Here is a 25364-nt window from a genome sequence, read left to right on the forward strand (position 1 = left end):
AATTTAAAGATGCTAAAAAGGTTGATGCTTGTGGTGTAAGCAGTAATACGCGTCGGCAAGTGGTTGTCGATGCTTATATATTATAATCAGCTAGAAAATAAGCCTAAGTTGAGATTTTAGCAAATGAAAATAAAAACGAAATATAATAAGCATAATGTTAGCGCTTATCAGCAAACCCAATTAAAAATTAAGCGCCAGCAAGGTTTTAGCTTGCTTGAAATCTTTGTTGCTCTAGCTATTGGGCTAGTCATTTTTGCTGGCGTGTTAAGCGTGTTTGTCGGTATGAAAAGCACAGTGAGTGAAACATCACATTACGGCGAATTACAAGAAAATGGTCGATTTGCTATAAGTGTATTAAGTGATGATTTACTAAGGCAAAATTTTTGGGGCGATTATACTGGCTCAATTACGTTGGCAAATATCAACCCGGTACCTGCTGCGCCCGTTGGTGAATGTGTTGGTGGGGGAGTTAATAATGGTACCTTTCCCCTTGCTACAGGTAGTTTTAGAACACTGTGGGCTGATACAGTAACTAACGCCAGCATATTATCGGGTTGTGTTACAGATGCAAAAAAAAAGTCAGACGTATTACAAATTAAACGTGTTGTGTCTACACCTGAGGCATTAGTTGCAGGGGCTGCGGCACCAGCGGGTAATTATTATTTTATGAGTAACATGGACAATGGAACCCTTTTTGCTGCAGGTACGGTACCTGATGTGAAAAATGGTCGAGTCTGGGAATATCAACATCACATTTATTATGTTAGAGATGAAAAAATAACTGGTTCAGCTGAGACTATACCCGTATTGATGCAAGGACAGCTAACAAATCGTATAACTTTTTCACCAATTATTGATGGTAAGCCCATTACCGATGCCGAGTTTGCCAAAGTGTCAGATACACAACGTCAGCGCTTTTATCAACTGATTGACGAGCTCGAAGACAAGTTAAGTGAAGCCTTGATTGAGTTGCCTAGGTGGAAACGTGAAACCGCAGAAAAGTTAAGAAAACTCAAAAAAGATACGGCAGAGCAGGGGATAAGACCCTTACTAAAAGATTTAGAACACAAATATTCATCAAACTTAGCCATCTTGAAGTTTTTAAGGCAACTGAAACCTCATCTTGTTGAAACCGTTGTTGAGGTACTGGCTGACGACAAAAAAGAAGATAAACATGATGAATATGACAAACGTTCCATTCTAGAAGAACAGTATTTACCCAATATTATTGTTTCCCATGAACTCAATAGTGGTTCTCCGGTGATCTATGAGCCTAATCCAACTCATCAAAATTTGTTTGGAAGGGTTGAATACACCAATATTCAAGGATCGGTTTATACTAACTACCGGATGATCCGCCCTGGGGCCATTCACCGCGCCAACGGTGGATATTTGCTGTTAGACGTTGACAAGCTTATTGAACAACCTTTCGGCTGGGAAACCTTAAAACTGGTGCTAAAATTTGGCTCATTAAAAATGGACCTACCTCAACACGACGTAGGCATGGTGAATTCTATCACCCTTAACCCCCAACAAATTCCTATTGATGTCAAAGTGGTACTGCTAGGCTCACGAGACTTGTATTACACCTTGCAAGATTATGACGATGAGTTTTATGAGTTGTTTAGGGTGTTGGTGGATTTTGATCACGAAATTCCGTTAGATAAGAAAACCCTATTTGATTTTGTTGGCCGAGTACGGGCACAACTCAAAGAGCTAGGCCTAACCTCTATTTCTGCCAAGGCTATGTATCGCTTAGTCGAATACAGCTTGCGACTTGCAGAGCATCAACAACGCTTATCGGCACGTTTTTCTGATGTGATTGAACTGCTTCATGAGGCCGAATATTTTTGTCGCCAGCAGCAAACTCAAGAGCTAGACGTGACCCACATTGAGGCGGCACTAGCGGCAAAAACCCATAGAACAGGCCGGGTAAGTGAAGCGGTTTTAGATGATATCAAGCAAGGCCAAATTTTGATTGCTACCCAAGGAGTTGACCTAGGTAAAGTGAATGGCCTTACGGTATTAGAAATAGGCGATAGCATGTTTGGAACACCAGCACGTATAACTTCGACCGTGTACGCAGGTTCAAATGGTGTGGTCGATATCGAACGTGAAGTAGAGCTAGGTCAGCCGAGTCATTCAAAAGGCGTGATGTTGCTAACGGGTTATCTAGGGCATAAATATGCGCAATTGTTTCCTTTGACCTTATCTGCCAACATCGCCATCGAACAATCTTATGGTCATATAGACGGAGATAGCGCATCGCTGGCAGAGTTGGTGGCGTTAATTTCCGCCCTAACTAAAATGCCAGTACGCCAAGACTTAGCCATAACAGGATCAATTAATCAGTATGGCCAAGTGCAGTCTGTAGGCGGCGTGAATGAAAAAATCGAGGGATTCTTCAAACTTTGCCAACATCGCGGCTTAACGGGGACTCAAGGGGTGATTATTCCCAAATCTAATCAGGTAAATTTAATGCTAGATAAAGAAGTGCTGGCAGCCGTAAAAGCCCAAAAATTCCATATTTGCGTGGTTGAAACCGTGGATGATGCTTTGGAATTATTGATGGATGTAGACGCGGGTATTCAGAACTCTAAAGGCCGTTACCCTAAAGGTTCGGTGAACTATATGGCGGTATCGAGTCTATTGAATATTGCCAATATAGTGGCCGGAGCCGACGATGACTAATATGGCGAATAGATAAATCTAAACGAATTTTGAACCACAGAAGACACAGAGAGCACAGAGAAAAACAATTTTAATTTTCACTATCTTGTCCTCTGTGAAGCGCAGCGCTCTGTGAGCTCTGTGGTGAATTAGCTTTTGAATCATCAATAACTGATTAAATAAAACAAATGGACCCATGCTAACAACATGCAGGGACGAAGATAATGACGGCCATCATTCCTTAATGCTACCCCAAACCGCCATTCCCGAGTGCTTTTATCGGGAATCTCTTTTCTTTGACAACACGCAATGCATTTAAAAGCAAAAAAATTGAACCACAGAGATCACAGAGGGCACAAAGAAAAGCAGATAGAATCTAAACCTTCTTTTCCTCTACGTGGCTCAGTGCTCTGCGTTCTCTGTGTTTCAATCATTTCATTCTTACTCCAAATCTTAAGTGTTAACGCTCAACAGTGAGGTTTAATTCTGTTAGGATCTCGCCATTAATAATCATTAATCCTAAGAGACATTATGAAAATTTCAAAAGGTACAGTTGTACAATTCCATTATCGAATCAAAGACTTAGATGGCAAAGAGTTAGAGTCTAATTTTGGTGATCAAGCCGTGGCCTATCTCCATGGTTATAACAATATGATGCCAGGGATCGAAAAGTCTTTAGAATCCATGTCAAAAGGCGATGAGCTTGAAGTAGAGTTAGAAGCCGCAGAAACCTATGGTGAGATTCAAGCTGATAGCGAACAACGCATATCGGTCAAGCACTTACTTAGCGCCGAGAAAAAGCCAAAATGGAAAGCGGGTATGACAGCCGTTGTTAATACTGAACAAGGTCAGCGAGAAGTGACAATAGTAAAAGCCGGTAAATTTATGGTCACCATAGACACCAACCACCCACTGGCCGGTAAAACCTTACAGTTTGAACTACAAGTGGAAAGTGTTCGCGAAGCTACAGAAGAAGAAATCCAACATGGCCATGCTCATGGAGTGGGTGGGCATCAGCATTAGGGAATTTTATGGATATAGAATCACTCAAAATTGTAGGCGGAATTCTTGGAGTTGTAGCTTTCTTTTGGAAGGTTAGTGATACTTTAGTTAGTTATGTCAATCTTAATGTTGAAGTAAAAACCGAGCCAAACGAATTTTTAACTGTAAAAGTTTCTATAGAAAATAAAAGCCCTACTAGAAAAGTATTAACTAACGCAATTCTCTTAATATCACCTGAAGAAGAAAATCCAATTTTAACATTTAATAATTTATTTAAGAATGAATCTAATTTTAGCAAAATCTCTTCAACTAGAGGAATAGCGGTGAATAAATTTGAAAATAGTATCGTTGGTGAAAACGGACGAATAATAATTCCATTGCCATTCTTTTATAACGAACATGAGTCGATAGGAGATGAAAAAATATCTTATAGAACTTATATCAATTTGAAAGATGTTGAAATACTTAAATCATATTCGGTGAGATTTTACGTTTGGGGTGCAGGTAGATTGCATAGAAGCTCACAAGATTCATTTTTCAAAACTGAATAAATATTCGTGTAATTAAATTTCAAGTTATTTTTAGTTTATAATGTAAAAAGTCAGTTGGCCTATTGATGTTAAAGCCAACTGATTGATTTAACTAATAATAACACTTAACTAAAAAGTGGCGGTGATCCCAACACCTACGCCTGAAGTTTCGTTGGCGTTTATTGCAATAGACCAATTAGGTGACGAACGATACTCCAAAGCCGTTTGCCACTCTGATTCACTTGAAGCGCCAATGGATAAACCTATATTAGGAGTGAGCTGAAATTCAGTTTCTGCCTCAGCCTGTATTTTACCTTCATCATTAATCCAAATCGCTGTTTCAATATTAAATGGTGTGATGTATTTAAGCCCCACCATCAATTCGTTTTCTTGAGCTTCGCGCTCAACACCTAAAAAGTACTGCAACCAACTAGATTGTTTGTAATGAAAACGGGCGCCCAATTCTAGCGCTTCTGAGAAATGTTTTTCAGCGGCTAACTCAACCATATAATTAGTATTGCTGATGCGAAACTTTGCATAAAGGTGCGAAGAAAGTAGCGTTAAATCACTGCGGCTATACCAATCATCATCCATGATCTCATTGCTCAACATTTTTGCCTTGGTAAATGCTGGATTACCTTGGTAATCGCTGTAGCGAACTACCCGAGCCATACCTGTTTTTGCATGATATAGATTGTGGCAATGAAAAAACCAATCTTTCTCTTCGTTGGCGGCAAACTCTATGGTGACACTCCCCATAGGTGGCACATCTACTGTGTGTTTCAGTACGTCGTATTCACCATTGCCAGAAATCACTTTGAAAAAATGCCCATGCAAATGTAATGGGTGATGCATCATAGATTCATTTTTAAAATGAAAACGAACTACTTTGCCTTTATCTATTTTGATTACATCTGCTTTCGATAATGGCAGATTGTTAAAATTCCAGTTATAGCTTTCCATATCACCGGTTAACCGCAAAGTGTATGTTTGTAATTCACCGGTATATTTAACTGGCTGCCTAGTTTTGAGCAAAGCATAATTGAGTGTGTTGACTATTTGCTCTGTTGAATCCTTCATCATCTGGTGATGTTGATGATGGTTGTGTTGTTGTGGCTTTGGCTGTTGCTTGGCAGCAGTTGTGTTGGACATCTGATGCATTGAGTGATCTTCGCCATCGCCGTCACCATGTTGCATTTTCGCAAAAACATTGGGTCGTTGAGGATCGGGTGAGGGTGTTGCCGAGCCACTACCTAGTTTAACTTTTACACCGCCGGTTCCATCAATGTTATTTGCTGCAAACTCAAAGCCGCCAGAACTAGGAATAGTGACTATCACATCATAGGTTTCAGCCATGCCCATTCTCAATTCTTTTACTTTAATAGGTTGAACATCTAGTCCATCAGCAGCGACCACTTCAAATACACCAGAACGTTGCTGAATATCAAAATAACTCGAAGCGCCCGAGTTAATAAGCCTGACTCGAACTTTTTCACCCGCTTTGGCATCGGGTAATAACGCTAATGATGTTTGTCCATTTGCTAAAAATGCATCGTAACCTACATCCGAAACATCCATACCTTCCATTCGCTGCCAGCGGTTAGTTAACCACGCATCCAAATTGCTATTTTCAAGGTAGCCTTGAATGCTAAAAACTGAATCTTTTTTATATGCATACCAATCCCCGTCCATTTTTAGATTCTTCAGTACATCGACTGGGTCTTCATCAGTCCAATCGGATAATTGCACCACCACATCGTGGTCAAATGATTGCTGATAGCCTTGCTTTGGGTGTACCACTATCGAACCATATTGACCTTTTTGTTCATCAATTCGTGTATGGCTGTGATACCAATAGGTTCCCGCATGTTTAAGCTCAAACCTATATTTAAAACTGGCTCCAGCTGCTATTGGAAAGTAAGTAATATAGGGCACTCCATCTTGTTCTTGAGGCAACAATAGTCCATGCCAATGAATAGAGGCTTCATCTTGGGTATGGTTGATGACTTTAATGATGGCAACATCGCCTTCAGTAAATTCAAGCTTTGGGGCGGGAATGCTGCCATTAATTGCCATGGCTGTGGCCGTTTGGCCAGAAAAATTAACGGTTTTGTGATCTACATTAAGTTCGTAGAACACTTCTTTGCTATATGCTGTTGTAGTCAACAAAACACAAAGCATTACTAATACTGGTTTCATAGATATCTCCAAGTTAAAAATTGCTGATGATCAGCACAACGATTTTTTAAATGGAGAAATAAATAGGAGGGCGGTAATTCCGGCTTTTGTTTTGAGAGTGAAGTTGCTTCACAATATTAATACGGGTGCCATATTGAAGTGACTTAACAAAACTTGATTCAAAGCCATAAACAAACTGAGAGCAGATATCACAATCACAAATATGTGGCGCGTTTTGGGTTTCTTCTTCTACCTCATCGTGACAAGGCATTTTAGTAACACTTTGGGCTGTTTCATTATGATCCATCATGCATGCCTTTGAAGCAGCAAGAGAATTTGCTGACAAAGTGAATAACAGTAATAGCACCAAAAAATGTTTCATGATCTCGATATATTCAGTATATGTCATGCAGCGACACACCGAAAAATAGATGGTAATTTACATGTCACAATTTTAAGTTAATCCATAACCTATACGCAATTAGTTTTTATGGTCTTAGTTGGTAAGTTGGCCCAGTGTTATATCAAGCCGCATCAAAATGTGATCACATATTTAATGCGCTTGATAGTAGAAATGATCAATCAACAAAACCACCTAAACTGAGCCAATACAAGAGAGTTAAAAAGTAGCAACAACCTTTACATCGGCATTAACACTTGCAGCATCAACGTACCCGATAGCGGCTGGGTTTCCCTTAATTAAATTAATTACTTCTGCATCATTGGCTACTTCTTTTGGTGGATTTGCTTTACCACTAAAGAGTAACTTCGACCAATAAGCCTTCATTTGGTTACTGGATTTCCCTAAGGCCTTCTGTTCAAAATCGCCCCTAGTTGCTTGTGAGCCTTTTAAATTGACTGGTTCAGCTGAAGCGCCGCCAGGAAAGCTCTTTGATTTTCCTAAAAATAAACGTTTGATGTCATCATTGCTCAAGGTTGCGGCATTGCTTGGGTTTACAACCACGGCTACTTCAGCAAATGCACCTTGAGAAAAAAGCAAATTTACAATAAACACGTTCAGTAAGGCTACCCTATATATAAGTTTCATCTGAATGACCTCTAGAAGACAGTTGTTATAGCAAATTGAAGTAAAGATGCATCGTTTGCACCCATCAATTTATTATCGAAGTTAGTGTATTCCACTTTCATGCTGACGGTTGCATCCATGTCCCATTTGTAGCCTAAGGTGACAAAGCTGCTATCTTCAGCACCATTATTGAAAATACCAACAGTAGATGCATACAAAAAGTCTAACTCAGGCACTACGCCTACAGGAACATCATCAAGCAATGAAATATCAGGATCTGCTTCATCAGCCCCTGCAGTAAGGTGCAACAGGCCATTGCCAAGGCGATATCCAATACTCATGTAATAAGAATCACTTGTGGGATAAAAATTTTCACCTGTTTCGACTTTAGTGACCTCTGTTACTATAAGCCAGTTTTCAAAGTCAAAAGTAAAACCAACTCCAGCAAACTTACCCTTATCTTCAACAATTTCTACGCCAGTTGCTATTTCTGGAAACATGGCTGCTCGCCAACCATCAGCTAAAGTGGTTATGTCAGGTGAGTCAAGTGAAAAATCAGCTACTGCATAACTTAACCTTGCGGTAAACCAATCCTTGTTGAGGCTCCAAGCAATACTAATGACATCTTTAAATTCGGCATCAAACCCACTAATCTCGGACTTATTACCGCCCATTGTCACGTGAAAAGTAGAATCAAAACTACCTAGCGTTAAGTTTTTAATTGCACCAATACCATCTATTACGTCAAAAGGCAGGGAGTAAACACCTTCTGGGGGCGTTATCCAATGGTAGGCATAAGACACATCAAGATAATCGGAATAAATATAAAAAGGTGCTCTTTGTCGGCCAAATAAAATACGCCAATCGTTTGATGTGTCATAACTAATAAAAGCCCATTTAGCACTGAGATCCCAATCTTCTTCTCCTTTGGCTAAAAGTTGAGTTGTAACTCCCCAGCCTTCGCCTAGATCAGAAGAAGCTTGAAGTCCAACTAGAGAGTTAGTCGCAAAACTAATTTTGTCGTCATACCCCCCGTAATTTTCATCGCTACCCATAGTGACTCCGCCCGCAATTGTGGCAAAGCCTGAAAAATTTATATCTCCTGCGTGAGTTTGAAACGCCAAACTACTACCTGTTAGTAACAATAACTGTATTTTCTTGTTCATGGATGTTTTCCTAATGTGTTCTGACAAATATTAATTAGAGTAATGTTTTAGACTTTAAATTGAGTCGCAATGGATTCTAAAACAGAAGCTAGACCTGATAGTTTTTCGCTGACTTCTGTTAGCTCCGAACTGGCACTATTTGATTCTTGGGTTTTTTCTTGAATATCCGCAACCGAATCAACCAAACGGCCTGATATTTCAATTTGCTGAGATGTGTCGCCCGCAATTTCTTGGTTCATGCGATTTATTTGAGATACCGTCTCAGTAATATTTTTCAAGCTGTCTCCTGCATCGCTTGCTCTTTCAACGCTAACATTTACTTGATTTTGACTGCTTTCCATTTTTGAAACAGCATCTTTAGCTGACACTTGAAGCTCTTCAAGAATTTGGTTAATTTCTTCAGTAGACTCCTGGGTACGTAATGCCAAATTTCTAACTTCATCTGCAACTACTGCAAATCCTCTGCCTTGCTCACCGGCCCGTGCCGCTTCTATTGCCGCGTTGAGAGCGAGTAGGTTAGTTTGTTCTGCAATCCCTTTAATCACTTCAAGCACAACATTCACCTTAGATGAACCTTGTTCAAGCTTTAAAACTGCATCTGAAGACTCGGTAATGTTTTGTGCCAAGGACTGAATACTATCAATGGTTTTTTGAACATCATTTAGCCCATTGTTGGCACCTTCTTTGGCATCACCCGCTGAGGTTGATGCATTAGCGGCATTGTTAGAAATACGTTCAACACTTTGATTCATTTCATCTACTGAACTTTGTGATTGGTTACTACTAACCAGCTGTTGCTCAAAAATGGTTTGAGTACGACTGGTAAGCTGTTTAATGGCTGAGGCTGTTTCTGCCAAAGGAATAGCTGTCTCAACGGTTTGCTTAATGGTATTTTGTAGTTTTTCGATAAAAGTATTAAACCAGCGCACCAGTTCGCCTATTTCATCTTGGCTGGCTGAATTAATTCGTCTAGTGAGATCGCCATCTTCTTCAGCTATTCGGCGCATTGAAACTATGATTTCATCAATGCTACCTTTAATCCCGGTACTGATTGGCAGGGATACCGCAAACAAAAGCACTATTGTAATAACGCCAACAATAATGCCTATGGTAACAGTCGACTCCGTTTTTTCGTTGACACTATTAAATGCTTCAATAAACTCTTCGTTTCTCGCTTCATTAAACACTTTTAAGTCTTGCTGCAGTTTTTCGAGTCGTTCCGACATCTGCTGGCTTTTTTCAGCTAACGTAGAGTAATCAGCAGTGCCATCAACGATACTTTTAGAAAGCGCGTAGGCAAGTTGATAGTAACTTTCTAATTGTTTTATCAACTCATTGATATTGCTAGTATTTGAAGAGTCGATTTCTGCGGCTTTATATAAGGTGTCTTTGAGTTCTTGATGTATAACATTGGCAGCATCAAGTTTGTCAGGTTCGGCCATACCTGCAGCGTCGCCTAATGTTTCTTTGATTTTTTCTAGTTTGATTAAACTTTCGGATGAGAACTGTAAAAGAGGGAATTGAATGTTCTTCGCATTGTGAAGAAGTACCAGGTTGTTATTCATTGCAAATAAGCTAATAAATAAGTAAATCATGAACCCTATTACACCAACGATTGGGATCATTAATATTTTGAAGCGGATTGAGCGTTTAGAAAAAAAATTCACCAGCAACTACCTCTAATTAAGTAAATTCAACAACTTAAATTTTAGTGTAGTCAAAGCTTTTTATTTAGCAAACAAGGATATACAGATGTTTGGGAAGGAAGAATTAAGTTATGTGCCCTAAATATAAAAAAACTTAGGGCTACATTTAAAGACAACGAAAAAAGTTAAAACATTCTCTATTTTTTTGGCAAATCGATTTTTTTCTCGTCGCTTTGTTTAAATAATACCAAAACGTGGCCTATCACTTGCAACTTAGTCGCCGCGGTTTCTCTAACGATGGCGTCAACAATTAACGATTTTTCTTCTTTATCGTCGGTCGGGATTTTTACCTTAATTAATTCATGGTGATTAATCGCCCCTTCAATTTCAGCCAAAACCCCTTCAGTTAGGCCATTGTTACCTAGTTGTACTACAGGTTTTAGTGCGTGGGCCAAGCCCTTTAAGTGCTGCTTTTGTTTGTTTGATAAAGTCATTAGTTAGGTTTTCTTACAAATTTATTGATGATGTATGGTTGAAAAGCGCTATTCTAGCGCCATCTCACATTTATTCCTAATTTGAATGCGGTGTTTTTGACAGTTAAATGAGCAAAAATAAACAATCGGTTAGTAGCCAGCGTTGGTTAAAAGAGCATTTTGACGACAAATTTGTGAAAAAAGCGCAAAAACAGGGGTTGCGTTCAAGGGCTGGATTTAAGATAGAAGAAATTCAACACAAAGATGGTTTAATCAAACCCTCTATGACTGTGGTTGATTTAGGGGCTGCGCCCGGAGGTTGGTCGCAATATGCTGCTAAGGTAGTAGGTGATGATGGCTTAGTCATCGCTTGTGATATTTTAGCTATGGACCCTTTAATGGGAGTAGCATTTCTTCAGGGAGATTTTCGAGAAGAAAGTGTATTAAATGAATTGTTGAATAAAATTGATGGTAAAAACGTTGATGTGGTGATGTCTGATATGGCACCCAATATGAGCGGCAATGACGCTATCGATCAGGCTAAGTCTATGTACTTAGTAGAATTAGCCTTGGATATGTGCCATCAAGTACTGAAAAAAAACGGCAGTTTTGTGGTAAAAGTATTTATGGGAGCGGGCTTTGAAACCTTTATGAAGGATGTTCAAAATGCCTTCAAATCGGTTAAAACACGAAAACCAGAATCATCAAGAGCGCGTTCCAGAGAGGTTTATCTGGTGGCGACAGGATATAAATTATAGTAGTCTCGTCATCATTAAGTGGTACGCGATAAAAAGCGCGAGACGAAATTCATAGAGTCACAATGACTCTAGCAACAACAGAGGTTTAACAACTTGAGCGACATGGCAAAAAATCTAATCTTATGGCTCGTTATCGCTGTGGTATTGATGTCGGTTTTCCAAAATTTTTCAGGCAATGAATCCCAGTCAACCAATACTGATTACACCATGTTTTTACGTGATGTCAGTAATGGTGTGGTTAGCAGTGCCACTATCGACCGCAATACCGGGCAAATTAATGGTGTAAAACGTAATGGTGAGTCTTTCAATACCATTATTCCTTACACAGATTTAGCCTTGATGGACGAGTTGATTGAAAACAATGTGGCTGTGTTTGGTAAAGAGCCAGAAGAATCGTCAATTTTAACCTCGATATTTATATCTTGGTTCCCTATGTTGTTGTTGATTGGTGTGTGGATATTTTTTATGCGTCAAATGCAAGGCGGAGGCGGCGGCAAAGGCGCCATGTCATTTGGTAAAAGCAAAGCCCGTTTGTTAGGCGACGATCAGATTAAAACCACCTTTGCCGATGTGGCAGGCTGTGATGAAGCTAAAGAAGATGTTTCTGAGTTAGTGGATTTTCTGCGTGACCCTACTAAATTTCAAAAGTTAGGCGGCCGGATCCCAACAGGTGTGCTTATGGTAGGCCCTCCAGGAACAGGTAAAACCCTGTTAGCTAAAGCGATTGCCGGTGAAGCAAAAGTACCGTTTTTTACGATATCGGGTTCAGATTTTGTAGAAATGTTTGTAGGTGTGGGTGCATCTCGTGTGCGTGACATGTTTGAACAAGCTAAAAAATCATCTCCTTGTATCATCTTTATCGATGAAATTGATGCAGTAGGCCGTCAACGTGGTGCTGGCGTAGGCGGTGGTCACGATGAAAGAGAACAAACCCTTAACCAAATGTTAGTTGAAATGGATGGTTTTGAAGGTAACGAAGGCGTGATTGTGATTGCTGCCACTAACCGTCCAGATGTATTGGACCCGGCATTATTACGTCCAGGGCGTTTTGACCGTCAAGTTACTGTTGGTTTGCCTGACATTAGAGGGCGCGAGCAAATCCTTAAAGTGCATATGCGTAAGGTGCCACTGGGTGACAATGTTGAAGCTAGCTTAATTGCTCGCGGTACACCGGGTTTTTCTGGCGCTGACTTGGCCAACCTAGTGAACGAAGCCGCGCTATTTGCCGCACGTTCAGGTAGAAAAACAGTGTCTATGGATGAATTTGATAAAGCCAAAGACAAAATCATGATGGGCTCTGAGCGCAAGGGTATGGTGATGTCTGAGGAAGAAAAAACCAATACTGCCTACCATGAAGCAGGGCATGCAATAGTAGGACGTATGGTACCTGAGCACGATCCGGTTTATAAAGTATCTATTATTCCTAGAGGTAGGGCTTTAGGTGTGACTATGTATTTGCCCGAACAAGACAGATATAGCCACAGCAAACAACACCTCGAAAGCATGATATCGAGCTTATTCGGCGGGCGTATCGCTGAAAACATGACATTAGGCGAGGAAGGCGTAACCACAGGTGCATCTAACGATATCGAACGTGCTACCGATATTGCCCGTAAAATGGTAACCCAGTGGGGCTTATCTTCAAAAATGGGACCTATGCTATACGCTGAAGAAGACGGCGAAGTGTTTCTTGGACGCAGTATGTCAAAATCTAAGAATATGTCTGACGATACCGCACGTGCTATTGATGCGGAAATTAAGTCTATTATTGACCGCAATTACGAACGGGCAGAAAAAATTCTAGAAGAAAATCGTGATGTTCTGGAAACCATGAAAGACTGTTTAATGAAATACGAAACCATTGACGCGAAACAAATCGATGATCTAATGGCCAGAAAAGAACCTAGACCGCCAGCAGATTGGATTAGAGATAACAAAGATGATGGCAACACACCTTCGGGCGGTGCTACTGTCACAGGCTCTGATAAGAAAGATGGCAAGCCTAGTGAGCCCAATGTAGGCGATCCAAGCGACGCAACTAGCTAAGATTAGTGGATGTAATAAAAGCGCTTTGTTGATGATTCAGCAAGGCGTTTTTTTATGGATACGCTCTCAAATCTTGAACAAACTATCGAGGCTTTATGCAATTTAAAGATAACTGCTTAGATTTATCGACCCCGAAAGTTATGGGAATATTAAATGTTACGCCGGATTCATTTTCTGACGGTGGCGCTTTTGATGTACTCGAAAATGCCCTGACACAAGCCGAATTAATGCTGTCAGAAGGCGCCGATATTATCGATATTGGTGGCGAGTCTACAAGGCCTGGTGCTAAAGATGTATCGCTACAACAAGAGCTGGATCGCGTCATTCCAGTAATAGAGGCAATAAAACAAAGATTCGATACGGTTATCTCCATAGACACCAGCAAAGCACATGTAATGACAGCAGCGGTTAAGGCTGGTGCTGGTCTGATTAATGATGTGAGGGCATTGCAAGAACCGAGCGCTCTAGCTGCAGCAGCCAATGCCAAGGTGCCAGTTTGCCTGATGCATATGCAAGGTCAACCTAGGGAAATGCAACATAATCCAAGGTATGGTGATGTGGTGCAAGACGTAATGCAGTTTTTACAACAACGTATTGAGCGTTGTTTAGAGGCGGGTATTGCCCAGTCACAACTTATTGTTGACCCCGGTTTTGGTTTTGGAAAATCCCTAGAGCATAATTATCAGCTATTGGCTAATTTAGAAGTATTTCAGCAGCTTAATGTGCCGGTTTTAGCTGGGATGTCCCGAAAATCTATGTTGGGCAACCTGTTAAATCGAGACGTAGAGCAACGCTTAGCCGGCAATATTGCGGTGGCCACAGTGGCACTGCAAAAAAGAGCACAAATAATTAGAGTGCATGATGTTAAAGAGACAGTAGATGCTGTTAAAGTAACGCAAATGATAAACGCTTACAGGAACAACAATAATGAGCGATAGAAAATATTTTGGTACGGATGGAATACGCGGCAAAGTGGGTGAAAGCATGATTAACCCAGAGTTTGTGATGAAACTCGGTTGGGCTGCGGGCAAGATATTGGCCGGTCAAGGAACCAACAACGTGTTAATAGGCAAAGATACGCGCATTTCAGGTTATATGTTGGAGTCTGCCTTAGAAGCGGGTTTGTCTGCCGCGGGGATCAATATTGGGTTACTCGGCCCTATGCCCACACCTGCTATTGCCTATCTAACCAAAACCTTTCGCTCTGAAGCCGGTATTGTTATTAGTGCCTCACATAATCCTTATTACGATAATGGTATTAAGTTTTTCTCTGCCGATGGCATGAAGTTAGACGATGATATTGAGATTGCCATCGAAGCAATGATGGATAAACCTATGGAATGTGTTGCATCAGATAAATTGGGCAAAGCAGTACGTATTGCCGATGCGCCTGGGCGTTATATCGAATTTTGTAAAGGTAATTTCCCTTCGGCACTATCGCTTAAGGGCTTAAAAATAGTGGTCGATTGCGCACATGGTGCAACCTATCACATTGCACCTAACGTACTTAGTGAGTTAGGTGCAGAAGTGATTGAAATTGGCGCTGAACCCGATGGTTTAAACATTAACCAGAAAGTGGGCGCAACTTCAATGAAGGCTGTAACCGAAAGCGTTGTTGAGAATAAAGCTGATTTGGGTTTTGCACTCGATGGAGATGGCGACCGCTTAATGCTAGTCGATCACAAAGGTAACGTGATCGATGGTGACCAAATTGTATATATCATCGCCAGAGACGCCCTTAAAACAGGACGCTTAAAAGGCGGAGTGGTGGGTACAGTCATGAGTAACTTAGGTTTAGAAGTTGCATTAGGAACCTTAGGTATTCCATTTGTTCGCAGTAAAGTAGGGGATCGCCATGTTATGGAACTACTCAAACAAAAGGATTGGCTAATTGGTGGTGAAAGCTCTGGCCATGTTCTAAACCTAGCCGCAGCTTCAACCGGAGACGGAATAGTAGCGGGGTTGCAAGTCTTAGCGGCCATGTTAACGGCCGAAATGACCCTACATGAATTGAGCCGAGGGATGAGCAAGTATCCTCAAACTTTAATTAATGTGAGGTTTTCTGAAGGCACGACACCTCTTGAAGACAAAGCCGTTAAACAAGCTGTTCTTGATGCAGAAAAAGCTCTGGGTGACAAAGGCCGTGTTTTATTACGTAAAAGTGGCACCGAGCCCCTTGTTAGAGTCATGGTAGAAGCCCATGATGAACAGGATTCGAGTAGCTGGGCCGAGCATATAGCCAGTGCTGTGCGTAAAGTAACCGTTTAGTCGGCTTTACTGGGTAATATTAACCGCAGCCACTTGTATATTGCCATTGGGTTAGTTAATATCTCGCGCGCTTTTTTATTGGCGTTTGAAGGAGCATAACTTGCAAACAAATAATCGTAGACAGTTGGTCGCCGGTAATTGGAAAATGAATGGCGATAAAACACTGGTTAAGCAAATGCAGCAAAGCCTAGCGGAAGCCAGTCTCGACAATATGGACGTGGTGATTTGTCCACCTTTTCCATATTTGGAATTGTTTGCAAATACAGTGAAATTAGGCTCCCAAAATATCAGCCAATTTGACTCGGGGGCCCACACTGGTGAAGTGTCGGTTGCCATGCTTAAAGAGTTTAACTGCCACTATGTGATTGTTGGACATTCAGAGCGTCGTGCAGATAACAACGAGTCTGATGCAGTGGTTGCGTTAAAAGTTGAACAAGGGTTAAAGGCGAATCTGACCCCTATTTTATGTGTGGGCGAACCTGAAGACGTGCGAGAAAACGGCACACTATTCGATTATATCGCCGCGCAGCTAGATGCCGTATTGCAGCAAGTAGGTATCCAGCAGTTTGCAAAAATGGTGTTAGCCTACGAGCCTATTTGGGCCATAGGTACTGGTAAAACCGCAAGTCCAACGCAAGCCCAAGAAGTACATGCTTTTATCCGCGGATATTTAGCGAAACAAGATACAAATATTGCGGCCAATATCGTTATTTTATATGGCGGCAGTGTTAAAGGTAGTAACGCCCAAGAATTATTTTCTCAGGCAGATGTAGACGGTGGTTTAATTGGCGGAGCCAGTTTAAATCCAGAAGATTTTTTAAGTATTTGCCAAGCGGCAAATCAATAGAGGCACACATGGTTTTTTACGAAATATTAGTTATTGTTTATTTGATAGTTGCAGTGATGTTGATTGGTTTTGTGTTGATCCAACAAGGAAAAGGCGCTGGAATGGGCGCATCTTTCGGAAGTGGTGGCTCAAATACGGTTTTTGGTTCAACAGGATCGGGTAACTTTTTAACTAGAACTACCGCGATACTGGCAACATTATTTTTTATTATTAGTTTGATTTTAGGTAATCAAACCGCCGATAAAGAAAAAGCAGTCGACGAATGGCAAAACCTAGAAGTGCCTGTTACTGAACAAGCGGTTGATTCTGACGTACCCGTGACTGAAGAAACTGAACAGTCAATGCAATCTACAGCAGATGATGTACCTGTTACAGAAGCACCTAAGGAAGACGACATACCTAACCCTTAATAGGTAAGACTAAATTTGCGGATGTGGTGGAATTGGTAGACACGCAGCCTTGAGGGGGCTGTGGCTTAGGCCGTGAGAGTTCGAGTCTCTCCATCCGCACCATAACAAGGTTCTATAAGAACCAAATAAGACCCGAAAGGCCCATAAAACAAGCCTTTCGGGTTTTTTTATGTCCGATAGTGTCCGATATGCCTTAGTGACATCCAACGATCTTAGTGGTATTTTTAGTGGTATCGGAGTCAAGGCTGAAAAAGCGATACCACTAAAATGGCTAGAAAGACCGCCCCACTTACCAATACGCAAGTTAAACAAGCCAAACCAAGCGAGAAGCAGCGCAAGCTTTCAGATGGAGAAGGTTTGCAGTTATGGGTTAAACCTAATGGTTCAAAATTGTGGATGTTAGATTATACTCACCCAGTTACAGGTAAACGCTCATCAATAGCGTTTGGCCCATATCCAGCCTTGTCATTAGCAGAAGCTCGCAAAAAACGATCAGAAGCTAAAGAGCTTATCGTCAGCGGACTTGATCCCAAAGAACACAAAGATGATTTACTACGCCAAAGTCAACTTGCAGCGAGCCACACATTAAAAAGTGTGGCTACCGACTGGTTTGCTATTAAACAATCTAAGATCGCTGAAACAACCTCTCGAAGCTTATGGCGTAATTTTGAAAATCATGTATTTCCAAAGCTAGGACATAGGCCAATAGATAAACTGCTTGCACCTGAAGTGATCAGCGTATTAAAGCCCCTAGCAGCCAAAGGAAGCCTAGAAACCACAAGTAAAGTGATAGGGCATATAAACGAAGTTATGCGCTATGCGGTCAATACAGGCTTGCTACATCACAATTCACTTGCAGGTATTCGTAGTGCGTTTGATACGCCTAAAGTAACCCACATGCCAACCTTAAAACCTGAAGAGCTCCCAGAGCTTATGAAGGCCATTAATTACGCAAGTATTAAGTTAGTGACTAGATGTTTAATAGAATGGCAATTACACACTATGGTACGTCCTAGAGAGGCGGCTGAAGCAAAGTGGTCTGAAATTGATTTTGAAAATGGGTGGTGGGTAATACCTGCAGAGCGTATGAAAATGAAAGTTGAACATACCGTACCCTTAACCCCACAAGTGCTTGCCATATTAGAAATTGTTAAGCCTGTTAGCGGCCACCGAGAGTATATCTTTCCTTCGGATAGGCAACCCACTAAACCAAGCAATCCAGAAACAGCCAACAAAGCATTACAGCGTATGGGATTTAAAGGACGATTAGTGGCTCATGGCATGCGAGCTATAGCCAGCACAACACTTAATGAGCAAGGCTTTGATGGCGATATCATAGAATCTGCGTTAGCACACCAAGAGCAAAATGAGGTGAGAAGGGCGTATAACAGAACCCAGTATTTAGAACGAAGAAAGTCGTTGATGTGCTGGTGGTCCGAACATATTGAAAATGCAATGACGGGTAAAAGTCCTAAAGCAACAAATGTTAAACATTTAAGAATAGGTTAAGTCTATAAAGCTTTGTGTTTAGCTTTAGAAAAAGACTTAAATTACGGGATACTAAATCCAACTAGTTGTTATTACTTATTATTTTAAAGTGTTACGTTGACAAAATAGCTTGAAAATTGCACTTTAAATAAAGTGTTATGGAAAATTTAGTATGCCAAGGTATGTAATGGACAAAAAGAAGCTCTCCGAAACCGACATTATCACCAAGTTTATCATGCCAGCGGTCAAAGCGGCCGGTTGGAATGTTATGACTCAAATTCGCCAAGAAGTGAAATTGCGTGATGGTAAGGTTATTGTTCGTGGCCAGCTAGGTGTGCGAAAAACGGTTAAATCTGCTGATATTGTGCTTTATCATAAACCTAATATGCCATTGGCAATTATTGAAGCTAAGGCAAATAAGCATGAAATTGGAAAGGGGATGCAACAGGGCTTAGATTATGCTCGTTTGCTTGAAGTGCCTTTTATTTTTGCTTCAAACGGCGATGGCTTCATTTTTCATGACAAAACCAACCCCAACCAACTTGAAACGCAAATATCACTCAACGAGTTTCCTACTCCCACTCAGTTATGGCAAAAGTACTGTGCTTATCGTGGTTTCAGCGATGCTCAATTGCCTTTAATTACTCAAGACTACCATGATGATGGCAGTGGCAAAGCACCTCGTTATTATCAACTACAGGCCATTAACAAAACCATAGAAGCGGTATCACAAGGCAAAAACCGTATGTTGTTGGTGATGGCAACAGGCACAGGTAAAACCTATACCGCCTTCCAAATCATTTGGCGTTTATGGAAGTCACGCCAGAAAAAGCGTATCTTGTTTTTGGCTGACCGAAACATATTAGTAGATCAAACCCGCATTAACGACTTTCAACCTTTTGGCCAAGCTATGACCAAAGTTACCGGCCGTAAAGTTGATCCTGCCTACGAAATCCATTTAGCATTATATCAAGCTCTCACAGGCCCAGAAGAACACCAGAAAGCCTTTAAACAAGTGGATAAAGACTTCTTTGACTTAATAGTAATTGACGAGTGCCATCGTGGCAGTGCCGCAGATGACAGCGCATGGCGTGAAATATTAGAGTATTTTAGTTCTGCTACCCAAATAGGTCTAACTGCCACACCAAAAGAAACAGAAGAAGTATCTAACATTGATTACTTCGACGAACCTGTTTACACCTATTCACTAAAAGAAGGCATTGAAGATGGCTTCTTAGCGCCGTACAAGGTAGTTAGGGTAGACCTTGATATCGACGCCCAAGGCTGGCGACCTGAAAAAGATCAAACAGATGATAACGGCGAACTGATCGAAGATCGTATTTACAACATAAAAGACTTTGATCGCACCATAGTGATTAAAAACCGTACCGAGCTAGTAGCGCAAACTATTACCAGTTACTTGCAACGCACTGATCCAATGGCAAAAACCATCATCTTTTGTAACGACATTGACCACGCAGAGCGCATGCGTCGTGCGTTAGTTAACCTAAATCCCGAGCAAGTCGCTAAAAACGACAAATACGTGATGAAAATCACCGGCGATGATGAAATCGGCAAAGCACAACTAGACAACTTTATTAATCCCAAAAAGGCGTATCCTGTCATTGCCACTACTTCAGAATTAATGACTACAGGTGTCGATGCTAAAACCTGTAAGTTAGTTGTGTTAGACCAAAACATTCAATCCATGACCAAGTTCAAACAAATCATTGGCCGTGGTACACGTATCGACGATAAATACGGCAAGTTATGGTTTACCATTCTCGACTTTAAAAAAGCTACTGAGTTGTTCGCTGATGAACGTTTTGATGGCATACCCGAAAAGGTAATGGTGACTAAGCCAGAAGAAATTATTGAAGATGACGATGACAGCTTTATTGGGGAGTTAAGCGAAGACAATGACTCCGGCACAACTGATGGCGTCAACGAACAAGAAAAAGATTACGACACAAAAGAAGTCCAACTCCGAGTTGAAATAGACAGCGACTGGGGAGAAGACGACGAGGACAAACGCTTCATTAAGTTTCAAGTATCTGGTGTAGCCGTTAAAAAAATGGCAGAGCGTGTGCAGTATTACGACAGCGATGGCAAGCTGGTGACCGAATCATTCAAAGATTACACCCGTAAAACTATTCAAAAGCAATTTACCTCGCTAGATGACTTTACCCGCAAGTGGAATGCCGCAGAGCGTAAACAAACCATTATTGATGAGTTAGCAACCGAAGGTGTTATTTGGCAAGCGTTAGAAGACGATATAAGCAAAGATCTAGACCCCTTCGACCTTATTTGTCATGTTGCCTTCGACCAACCTCCATTAACCCGTAAAGAGCGTGCTAATAACGTTAAAAAGCGTAACTACTTCACCAAGTACTCAGAGCAAGCACAAACAGTACTTAACGCCTTACTTGATAAGTACGCCGATTCAGGTGTAACCGAAATTGAAAGTATTCATGTACTTAAAGTTCAACCGTTCGATCAAATGGGCAAGCCTATGGAGATAGCTAAGCAAGCTTTTGGTAACCGAAAAGGATATGATCAAGCGATTACTGAGCTGGAAGCTGAACTATACAGCAATACTGAGTCAAAGTTGGCGTAATATAATAGGAAGGATTTGTGTCTTTTAGTGATTATATTGTTTATGTAGATGAGGCTGGTGATCATAGTTTAGGGTCGATCGATGCGGACTTTCCTGTTTTCGTTTTAGCATTTTGTATCTTTGACAAACGACAATATATCAATCAAACAACACCTGCGGTTCAGCAGTTTAAATTTAACTATTTTGGTCATGACATGACTATATTGCACGAGCGGGAAATACGGAAATCTATCGAGCCTTTTAATATTTTGCAAAACCGTAATATTCGTCAAAGCTTTATGACTGATTTAAGTCAGCTGATGACTGATGCGCCATTTACTCTTGTCGCTTCTTGTATCGATAAGCAGCATTTTGTTAATCGACGAGGGAGTAATGAAAATCCTTATCACGTTGCAATGCAATTTGGTTTAGAGCGTGTATTTTACTTTTTACAACAGCAGCAACAAGTTAATAAAAAAACACATATCGTTTTCGAATGCCGTGGTAAAAAGGAAGACAATGAACTTGAACTCGAATTTAGAAGGTTACTTGATCAAAGCCAAGTTAATGGCATGGCGGGATCGTTAGATATTATATTCGCGGATAAAAAAGTTAACTCAACAGGCCTACAGTTGGCAGATATGGTCGCACGACCTATTGGTAGGCATATTATGGATCCAAATCAATCAAACCGAGCATACGATATTATTGAAACAAAATTTAGAAGAAGCCCACAAGGCAACGTTAGGGGGTGGGGATTAAAGTGTTACCCCTAAAAAAGCGAAAACCCCCGAGGTACTCCCCGAGGGTATGGCGCCGACCGAGCATTCCCAGTCCACTTATATTAAGTGTAAGAATTACAAGTTAACTTGTAAAGTATTAAGCGAAACAAATTCAAAATAAGAGAGTTCCATGTCAGTCAGTTCAGTGATCAAATCCATTCAAGATATTATGCGTAAAGATGCCGGTGTAGATGGCGATGCCCAACGACTAGGGCAAATGTCTTGGTTACTATTCTTAAAGATATTTGATGCCCAAGAAGAAGCCCTAGAGTTTGAACTAGATGGTTCTAATGGTTCTGACAGTTACCAAGAGCCTATCCCTAGCGAATACCTATGGCGCAATTGGGCCGCAGACAACGAAGGCATAACCGGTGACGAACTACTCGAATTTGTTAACGACAAACTCTTTACTGAACTTAAAAGCCTCACTGCGCCAATTAACCTTAACCCCCGTGGCTACGTGGTTAAAGAAGCGTTCAGCGATGCCTTCAACTACATGAAAAACGGCACACTACTACGCCAAGTGATCAACAAACTCAACGAAATAGACTTTACCGACTCACAAGAACGCCACCTATTTGGCGACCTATACGAACAAATATTAAAAGACTTACAAAGTGCCGGTAATGCAGGGGAGTTTTATACACCGCGCGCCATTACCCGCTTTATAGTTGACCGTATCGATCCAAAACTAGGCGAAAGCATAATGGATCCCGCGTGTGGTACAGGCGGCTTTTTAGCCTGTTCGTTTGACCATGTAAAAGACAACTATGTAAAAACAGCTCTAGATCACCAAACACTACAAAAGCAAATTCATGGTGTAGAGAAAAAACAACTCCCGCACTTACTCTGTACCACCAACATGTTACTCCACGGCATAGAAGTACCCGTACAAGTAAAACACGGCAATACCTTAAACAAGCCACTTTCAAGTTGGGACGATGAAGTAGACGTTATTGTTACCAACCCGCCATTTGGTGGCACCGAAGAAGACGGCATAGAGAAAAACTTCCCTGCTGACACCCGTACCCGAGAAACCGCTGATTTGTTTTTGCAGCTCATTGTTGAAATTCTTAAAGATGGCGGCCGCGCCGCAGTAGTATTGCCCGATGGCACCTTGTTTGGCGAAGGTGTCAAAACGAAAATCAAAAAGCTATTAACTGAAGAATGTAACCTACACACTATAGTTAGGTTACCCAACGGTGTGTTTTCACCCTATACCGGCATTAAAACCAACATACTATTTTTCACCAAAGGTAAACCCACCGAAAAAGTATGGTACTACGAGCACCCATATCCAGAAGGGGTTAAAAACTACAATAAAACCAAACCCATGAAGTTTGAAGAATTCCAAACCGAAATTGATTGGTGGGGCACAGAGGAAGACAGCTTTGCAGCAAGAGTTGAAACCGAACAAGCATGGCAAGTGAGTATTGAGGACATTATTGCCCGTAACTTCAACCTCGATATTAAAAACCCACATGTTGGTGAAGTCATCAGTCATGACCCCCAAAAGTTATTGGGTGATTACGCTGAGCAACAAGCCGATATTCAAGCGCTACGTGACCAGCTCAAAGGCATTTTGACTAATGCACTTGCTGATGATGGTAAGTAGTTATGACTGATATACATAACCTGATCACTGACAACATTGATGTGTGGACAAGTGCCATAAAAAAGAAATCAGCTACAGGGCGGGGCAGCAGTAAGAAAATTGAGCTGACAGGTATCAAGAAGCTGCGTGAGCTCATTTTAGAATTGGCCGTGCGTGGCAAGTTAGTCCCACAAGATCCAAATGATGAACCCGCAAGTGTGTTACTTGTAAGAATAGCCGAAGAAAAAGCGCAGTTAATTAAAGAAGGAGTTATCAAAAAGCAAAAGCCATTGCCTGATATTACCAACGAAGCTTTACCATTTGATTTACCAAGTGGCTGGGAATGGGGGCGTGTTGGTGAACTGTCTAAGCAGGTAACCGATGGTGTTCACCATACACCAAGGTATATTGATAAAGGTGTTCCATTTATCTCTGTAAAAGACATAGATGGGTCAACTGTAAGTTTTAATGATTGTAAGTACATATCAGAGGAGCAACATTTAGATATTAATACGAGATGTAACCCTGAATTTGGTGATGTTTTGTTATGTAGAATTGGTACTTTAGGCCGAGCTACAATTGTTGACACTAATGAACCATTTAGTCTCTTTGTTAGTGTGGGGTTGATTAAGTTTTTTCAGTCCTATTTAACATCAAGTTATTTGCACAGAGTTTTTCATAGCCCATTATTAACTAATCAATATCAAGAAATTAAAGCAGGCGGTAGTCATACCAACAAGTTAAACCTTGGTGATATACCAAGGTTATGGATTCCGATCGCCCCACTAGCTGAACAGCACCGCATTGTGGCTAAAGTTGATGAACTCATGGCTTTGTGTGACCAGCTAGAACAACAAACAGAACAAAGCCTTAGCGCACACCAAACCTTAGTTGAAGAGTTGTTATCTACCTTAACCAATGACTCGGCCGACCTAACTAGTAGTAATGGTAATGGGGCAAGTGACAGCAAAAACAGCAACAGCCAAAGCGCAACACAACACAACATTCATGACTCGTTTAACGAAAACTGGCAACGCATCGCCCAGCACTTCGACCTACTATTCACCACCGAGCACAGCATAGAACAACTAAAACAAACCATCTTGCAACTAGCGGTCATGGGCAAGCTCGTCCCACAAAACCCAAACGACGAACCTGCCAGCGTATTGCTTGAAAAGATAACCCAAGAAAAAGCCCAATTGATTGCCGACAAGAAAATCAAAAAACAAAAGCCAATACCAGCTATTACTGATGAAGAAAAACCGTTTGAATTACCAAGTGGTTGGGAATGGACGACTTTATCTCATATTGGTTTATTCTCTGGTGGTAAAACACCTAGTAAAGCTAACTCTGATTATTGGAACGGCGACATACCTTGGGTTACACCTAAAGATATGAAAGTTGAAGAAATATTTGATAGTGAAGATCATGTTACCAAGTTAGCAATAACTGACGGTTTAGCTCAAATAGACATCGAGTCACTTTTGTTTGTAGCTAGAAGTGGAATATTGAGAAGAAAATTTCCTGTCGCAATTACTAAGTCTGTTTGTACTGTTAATCAGGATTTAAAGGTTTTGAGCTTAATCGATAAGTCGATATCAAATTATGTTTTGCTTATGATGAAAGGTTTTGAAATGTATATATTAGAAAACTTGACAAAGATAGGTACTACAGTTGAGAGCTTGAGGTTTGATGACTTTTCTAAACACTACTTCATTATGCCTCCGTTAAAAGAACAACAGCGCATCGTCGCTAAAGTCGACGAACTGATGGCCTTGTGTGAACAACTCAAAGCCCGTCTAAGCGACGCCCAAACCACCCAATTACACCTAGCCGATGCTGTGGTTGAAACTGCCTTAAGTAAGAATTAGTTGAGTATGCAA

The 25364-nt window shown here is 41.0% G+C and carries 20 protein-coding genes and 1 tRNA gene; 15 read left to right on the forward strand and 6 right to left on the reverse strand.

Annotated features, from left to right (window positions below; genetic code table 11):
* Positions 1-123 precede the first annotated feature (123 nt).
* The 3 genes from Q0688_RS16290 to Q0688_RS16300 all read left to right on the forward strand — a co-directional run bounded on the left by Q0688_RS16290 (position 124) and on the right by Q0688_RS16300 (position 4223).
* Positions 124-2691, forward strand: a complete 2568-nt coding sequence (locus tag Q0688_RS16290; RefSeq protein ID WP_299079179.1) for an AAA family ATPase — start codon at positions 124-126, stop codon at positions 2689-2691.
* 510 nt (positions 2692-3201) lie between these two features.
* Entirely contained in the window at positions 3202-3693 is a 492-nt protein-coding gene (locus Q0688_RS16295) for an FKBP-type peptidyl-prolyl cis-trans isomerase (RefSeq protein WP_299079181.1), read from the forward strand.
* A gap of 8 nt (positions 3694-3701) precedes the next feature.
* Positions 3702-4223 carry a hypothetical protein gene (locus tag Q0688_RS16300; protein WP_299079183.1) on the forward strand — a complete coding sequence of 174 codons (522 nt, stop codon included), beginning with the start codon at positions 3702-3704 and terminating at the stop codon, positions 4221-4223.
* Positions 4224-4331: 108 nt separating this feature from the next.
* Here the strand turns inward: Q0688_RS16300 and Q0688_RS16305 are convergent, their stop codons facing one another.
* The 6 genes from Q0688_RS16305 to yhbY all read right to left on the reverse strand — a co-directional run bounded on the left by Q0688_RS16305 (position 4332) and on the right by yhbY (position 10713).
* Positions 4332-6401, reverse strand: a complete 2070-nt coding sequence (locus Q0688_RS16305; protein ID WP_299079195.1) for a multicopper oxidase domain-containing protein — start codon at positions 6399-6401, stop codon at positions 4332-4334.
* Between the two features lie 46 nt (positions 6402-6447).
* Positions 6448-6789, reverse strand: coding sequence for a hypothetical protein (locus Q0688_RS16310; RefSeq protein WP_299079197.1), 342 nt, complete (start codon positions 6787-6789; stop codon positions 6448-6450).
* A gap of 210 nt (positions 6790-6999) precedes the next feature.
* On the reverse strand, positions 7000-7428 hold the full coding sequence (locus Q0688_RS16315; protein ID WP_299079200.1) for a phosphate ABC transporter substrate-binding protein: 429 nt from the start codon (positions 7426-7428) through the stop codon (positions 7000-7002).
* Between the two features lie 11 nt (positions 7429-7439).
* Positions 7440-8573, reverse strand: a complete 1134-nt coding sequence (locus Q0688_RS16320) for a hypothetical protein (RefSeq protein WP_299079202.1) — start codon at positions 8571-8573, stop codon at positions 7440-7442.
* A 47-nt stretch (positions 8574-8620) separates the two neighbouring features.
* The gene (locus tag Q0688_RS16325; protein ID WP_299079205.1) at positions 8621-10138 is read right to left on the reverse strand and encodes a methyl-accepting chemotaxis protein; all 1518 of its coding nucleotides are present in this window, start codon (positions 10136-10138) and stop codon (positions 8621-8623) included.
* Between the two features lie 278 nt (positions 10139-10416).
* Complete coding sequence (gene yhbY / locus Q0688_RS16330; protein WP_299079208.1) at positions 10417-10713, reverse strand: ribosome assembly RNA-binding protein YhbY; 297 nt, start codon at positions 10711-10713, stop codon at positions 10417-10419.
* Between the two features lie 107 nt (positions 10714-10820).
* Between yhbY and rlmE the strand changes: the two genes are divergently transcribed.
* The 12 genes from rlmE to Q0688_RS16390 all read left to right on the forward strand — a co-directional run bounded on the left by rlmE (position 10821) and on the right by Q0688_RS16390 (position 25352).
* Positions 10821-11450, forward strand: coding sequence for a 23S rRNA (uridine(2552)-2'-O)-methyltransferase RlmE (rlmE, locus tag Q0688_RS16335; RefSeq protein WP_299079211.1), 630 nt, complete (start codon positions 10821-10823; stop codon positions 11448-11450).
* A 93-nt stretch (positions 11451-11543) separates the two neighbouring features.
* A complete protein-coding gene (ftsH, locus tag Q0688_RS16340; RefSeq protein ID WP_299079214.1) occupies positions 11544-13496 on the forward strand; it encodes an ATP-dependent zinc metalloprotease FtsH in 1953 nt (650 codons plus the stop codon).
* Positions 13497-13591: 95 nt separating this feature from the next.
* Positions 13592-14434, forward strand: coding sequence for a dihydropteroate synthase (folP, locus tag Q0688_RS16345; protein ID WP_299079217.1), 843 nt, complete (start codon positions 13592-13594; stop codon positions 14432-14434).
* Positions 14424-15764: a phosphoglucosamine mutase gene (gene glmM / locus Q0688_RS16350; protein WP_299079220.1), complete on the forward strand. Its 1341-nt coding sequence runs from the start codon at positions 14424-14426 to the stop codon at positions 15762-15764. The genes folP and glmM overlap by 11 nt, the downstream gene beginning before the upstream one ends.
* Before the next feature lie 100 nt (positions 15765-15864).
* A complete protein-coding gene (gene tpiA / locus Q0688_RS16355) occupies positions 15865-16611 on the forward strand; it encodes a triose-phosphate isomerase (protein ID WP_299079223.1) in 747 nt (248 codons plus the stop codon).
* Positions 16612-16619: 8 nt separating this feature from the next.
* Positions 16620-17021: a preprotein translocase subunit SecG gene (secG, locus tag Q0688_RS16360; protein WP_299079226.1), complete on the forward strand. Its 402-nt coding sequence runs from the start codon at positions 16620-16622 to the stop codon at positions 17019-17021.
* A 17-nt stretch (positions 17022-17038) separates the two neighbouring features.
* Positions 17039-17123 (forward strand) — tRNA-Leu (locus tag Q0688_RS16365).
* A gap of 165 nt (positions 17124-17288) precedes the next feature.
* A complete protein-coding gene (locus tag Q0688_RS16370) occupies positions 17289-18530 on the forward strand; it encodes an integrase domain-containing protein (RefSeq protein WP_299079229.1) in 1242 nt (413 codons plus the stop codon).
* 166 nt (positions 18531-18696) lie between these two features.
* Entirely contained in the window at positions 18697-21126 is a 2430-nt protein-coding gene (gene hsdR / locus Q0688_RS16375) for an EcoAI/FtnUII family type I restriction enzme subunit R (RefSeq protein ID WP_367179813.1), read from the forward strand.
* A gap of 17 nt (positions 21127-21143) precedes the next feature.
* Entirely contained in the window at positions 21144-21881 is a 738-nt protein-coding gene (locus tag Q0688_RS16380) for a DUF3800 domain-containing protein (RefSeq protein WP_299079235.1), read from the forward strand.
* A 136-nt stretch (positions 21882-22017) separates the two neighbouring features.
* Positions 22018-23502, forward strand: coding sequence for an N-6 DNA methylase (locus Q0688_RS16385; RefSeq protein WP_299079238.1), 1485 nt, complete (start codon positions 22018-22020; stop codon positions 23500-23502).
* A gap of 2 nt (positions 23503-23504) precedes the next feature.
* Positions 23505-25352, forward strand: coding sequence for a restriction endonuclease subunit S (locus tag Q0688_RS16390; RefSeq protein WP_299079241.1), 1848 nt, complete (start codon positions 23505-23507; stop codon positions 25350-25352).
* Positions 25353-25364: the final 12 nt, after the last annotated feature.

Origin of the sequence: uncultured Paraglaciecola sp. (assembly GCF_937123705.1) — a bacterium.
Taxonomy (GTDB): domain Bacteria; phylum Pseudomonadota; class Gammaproteobacteria; order Enterobacterales; family Alteromonadaceae; genus Paraglaciecola.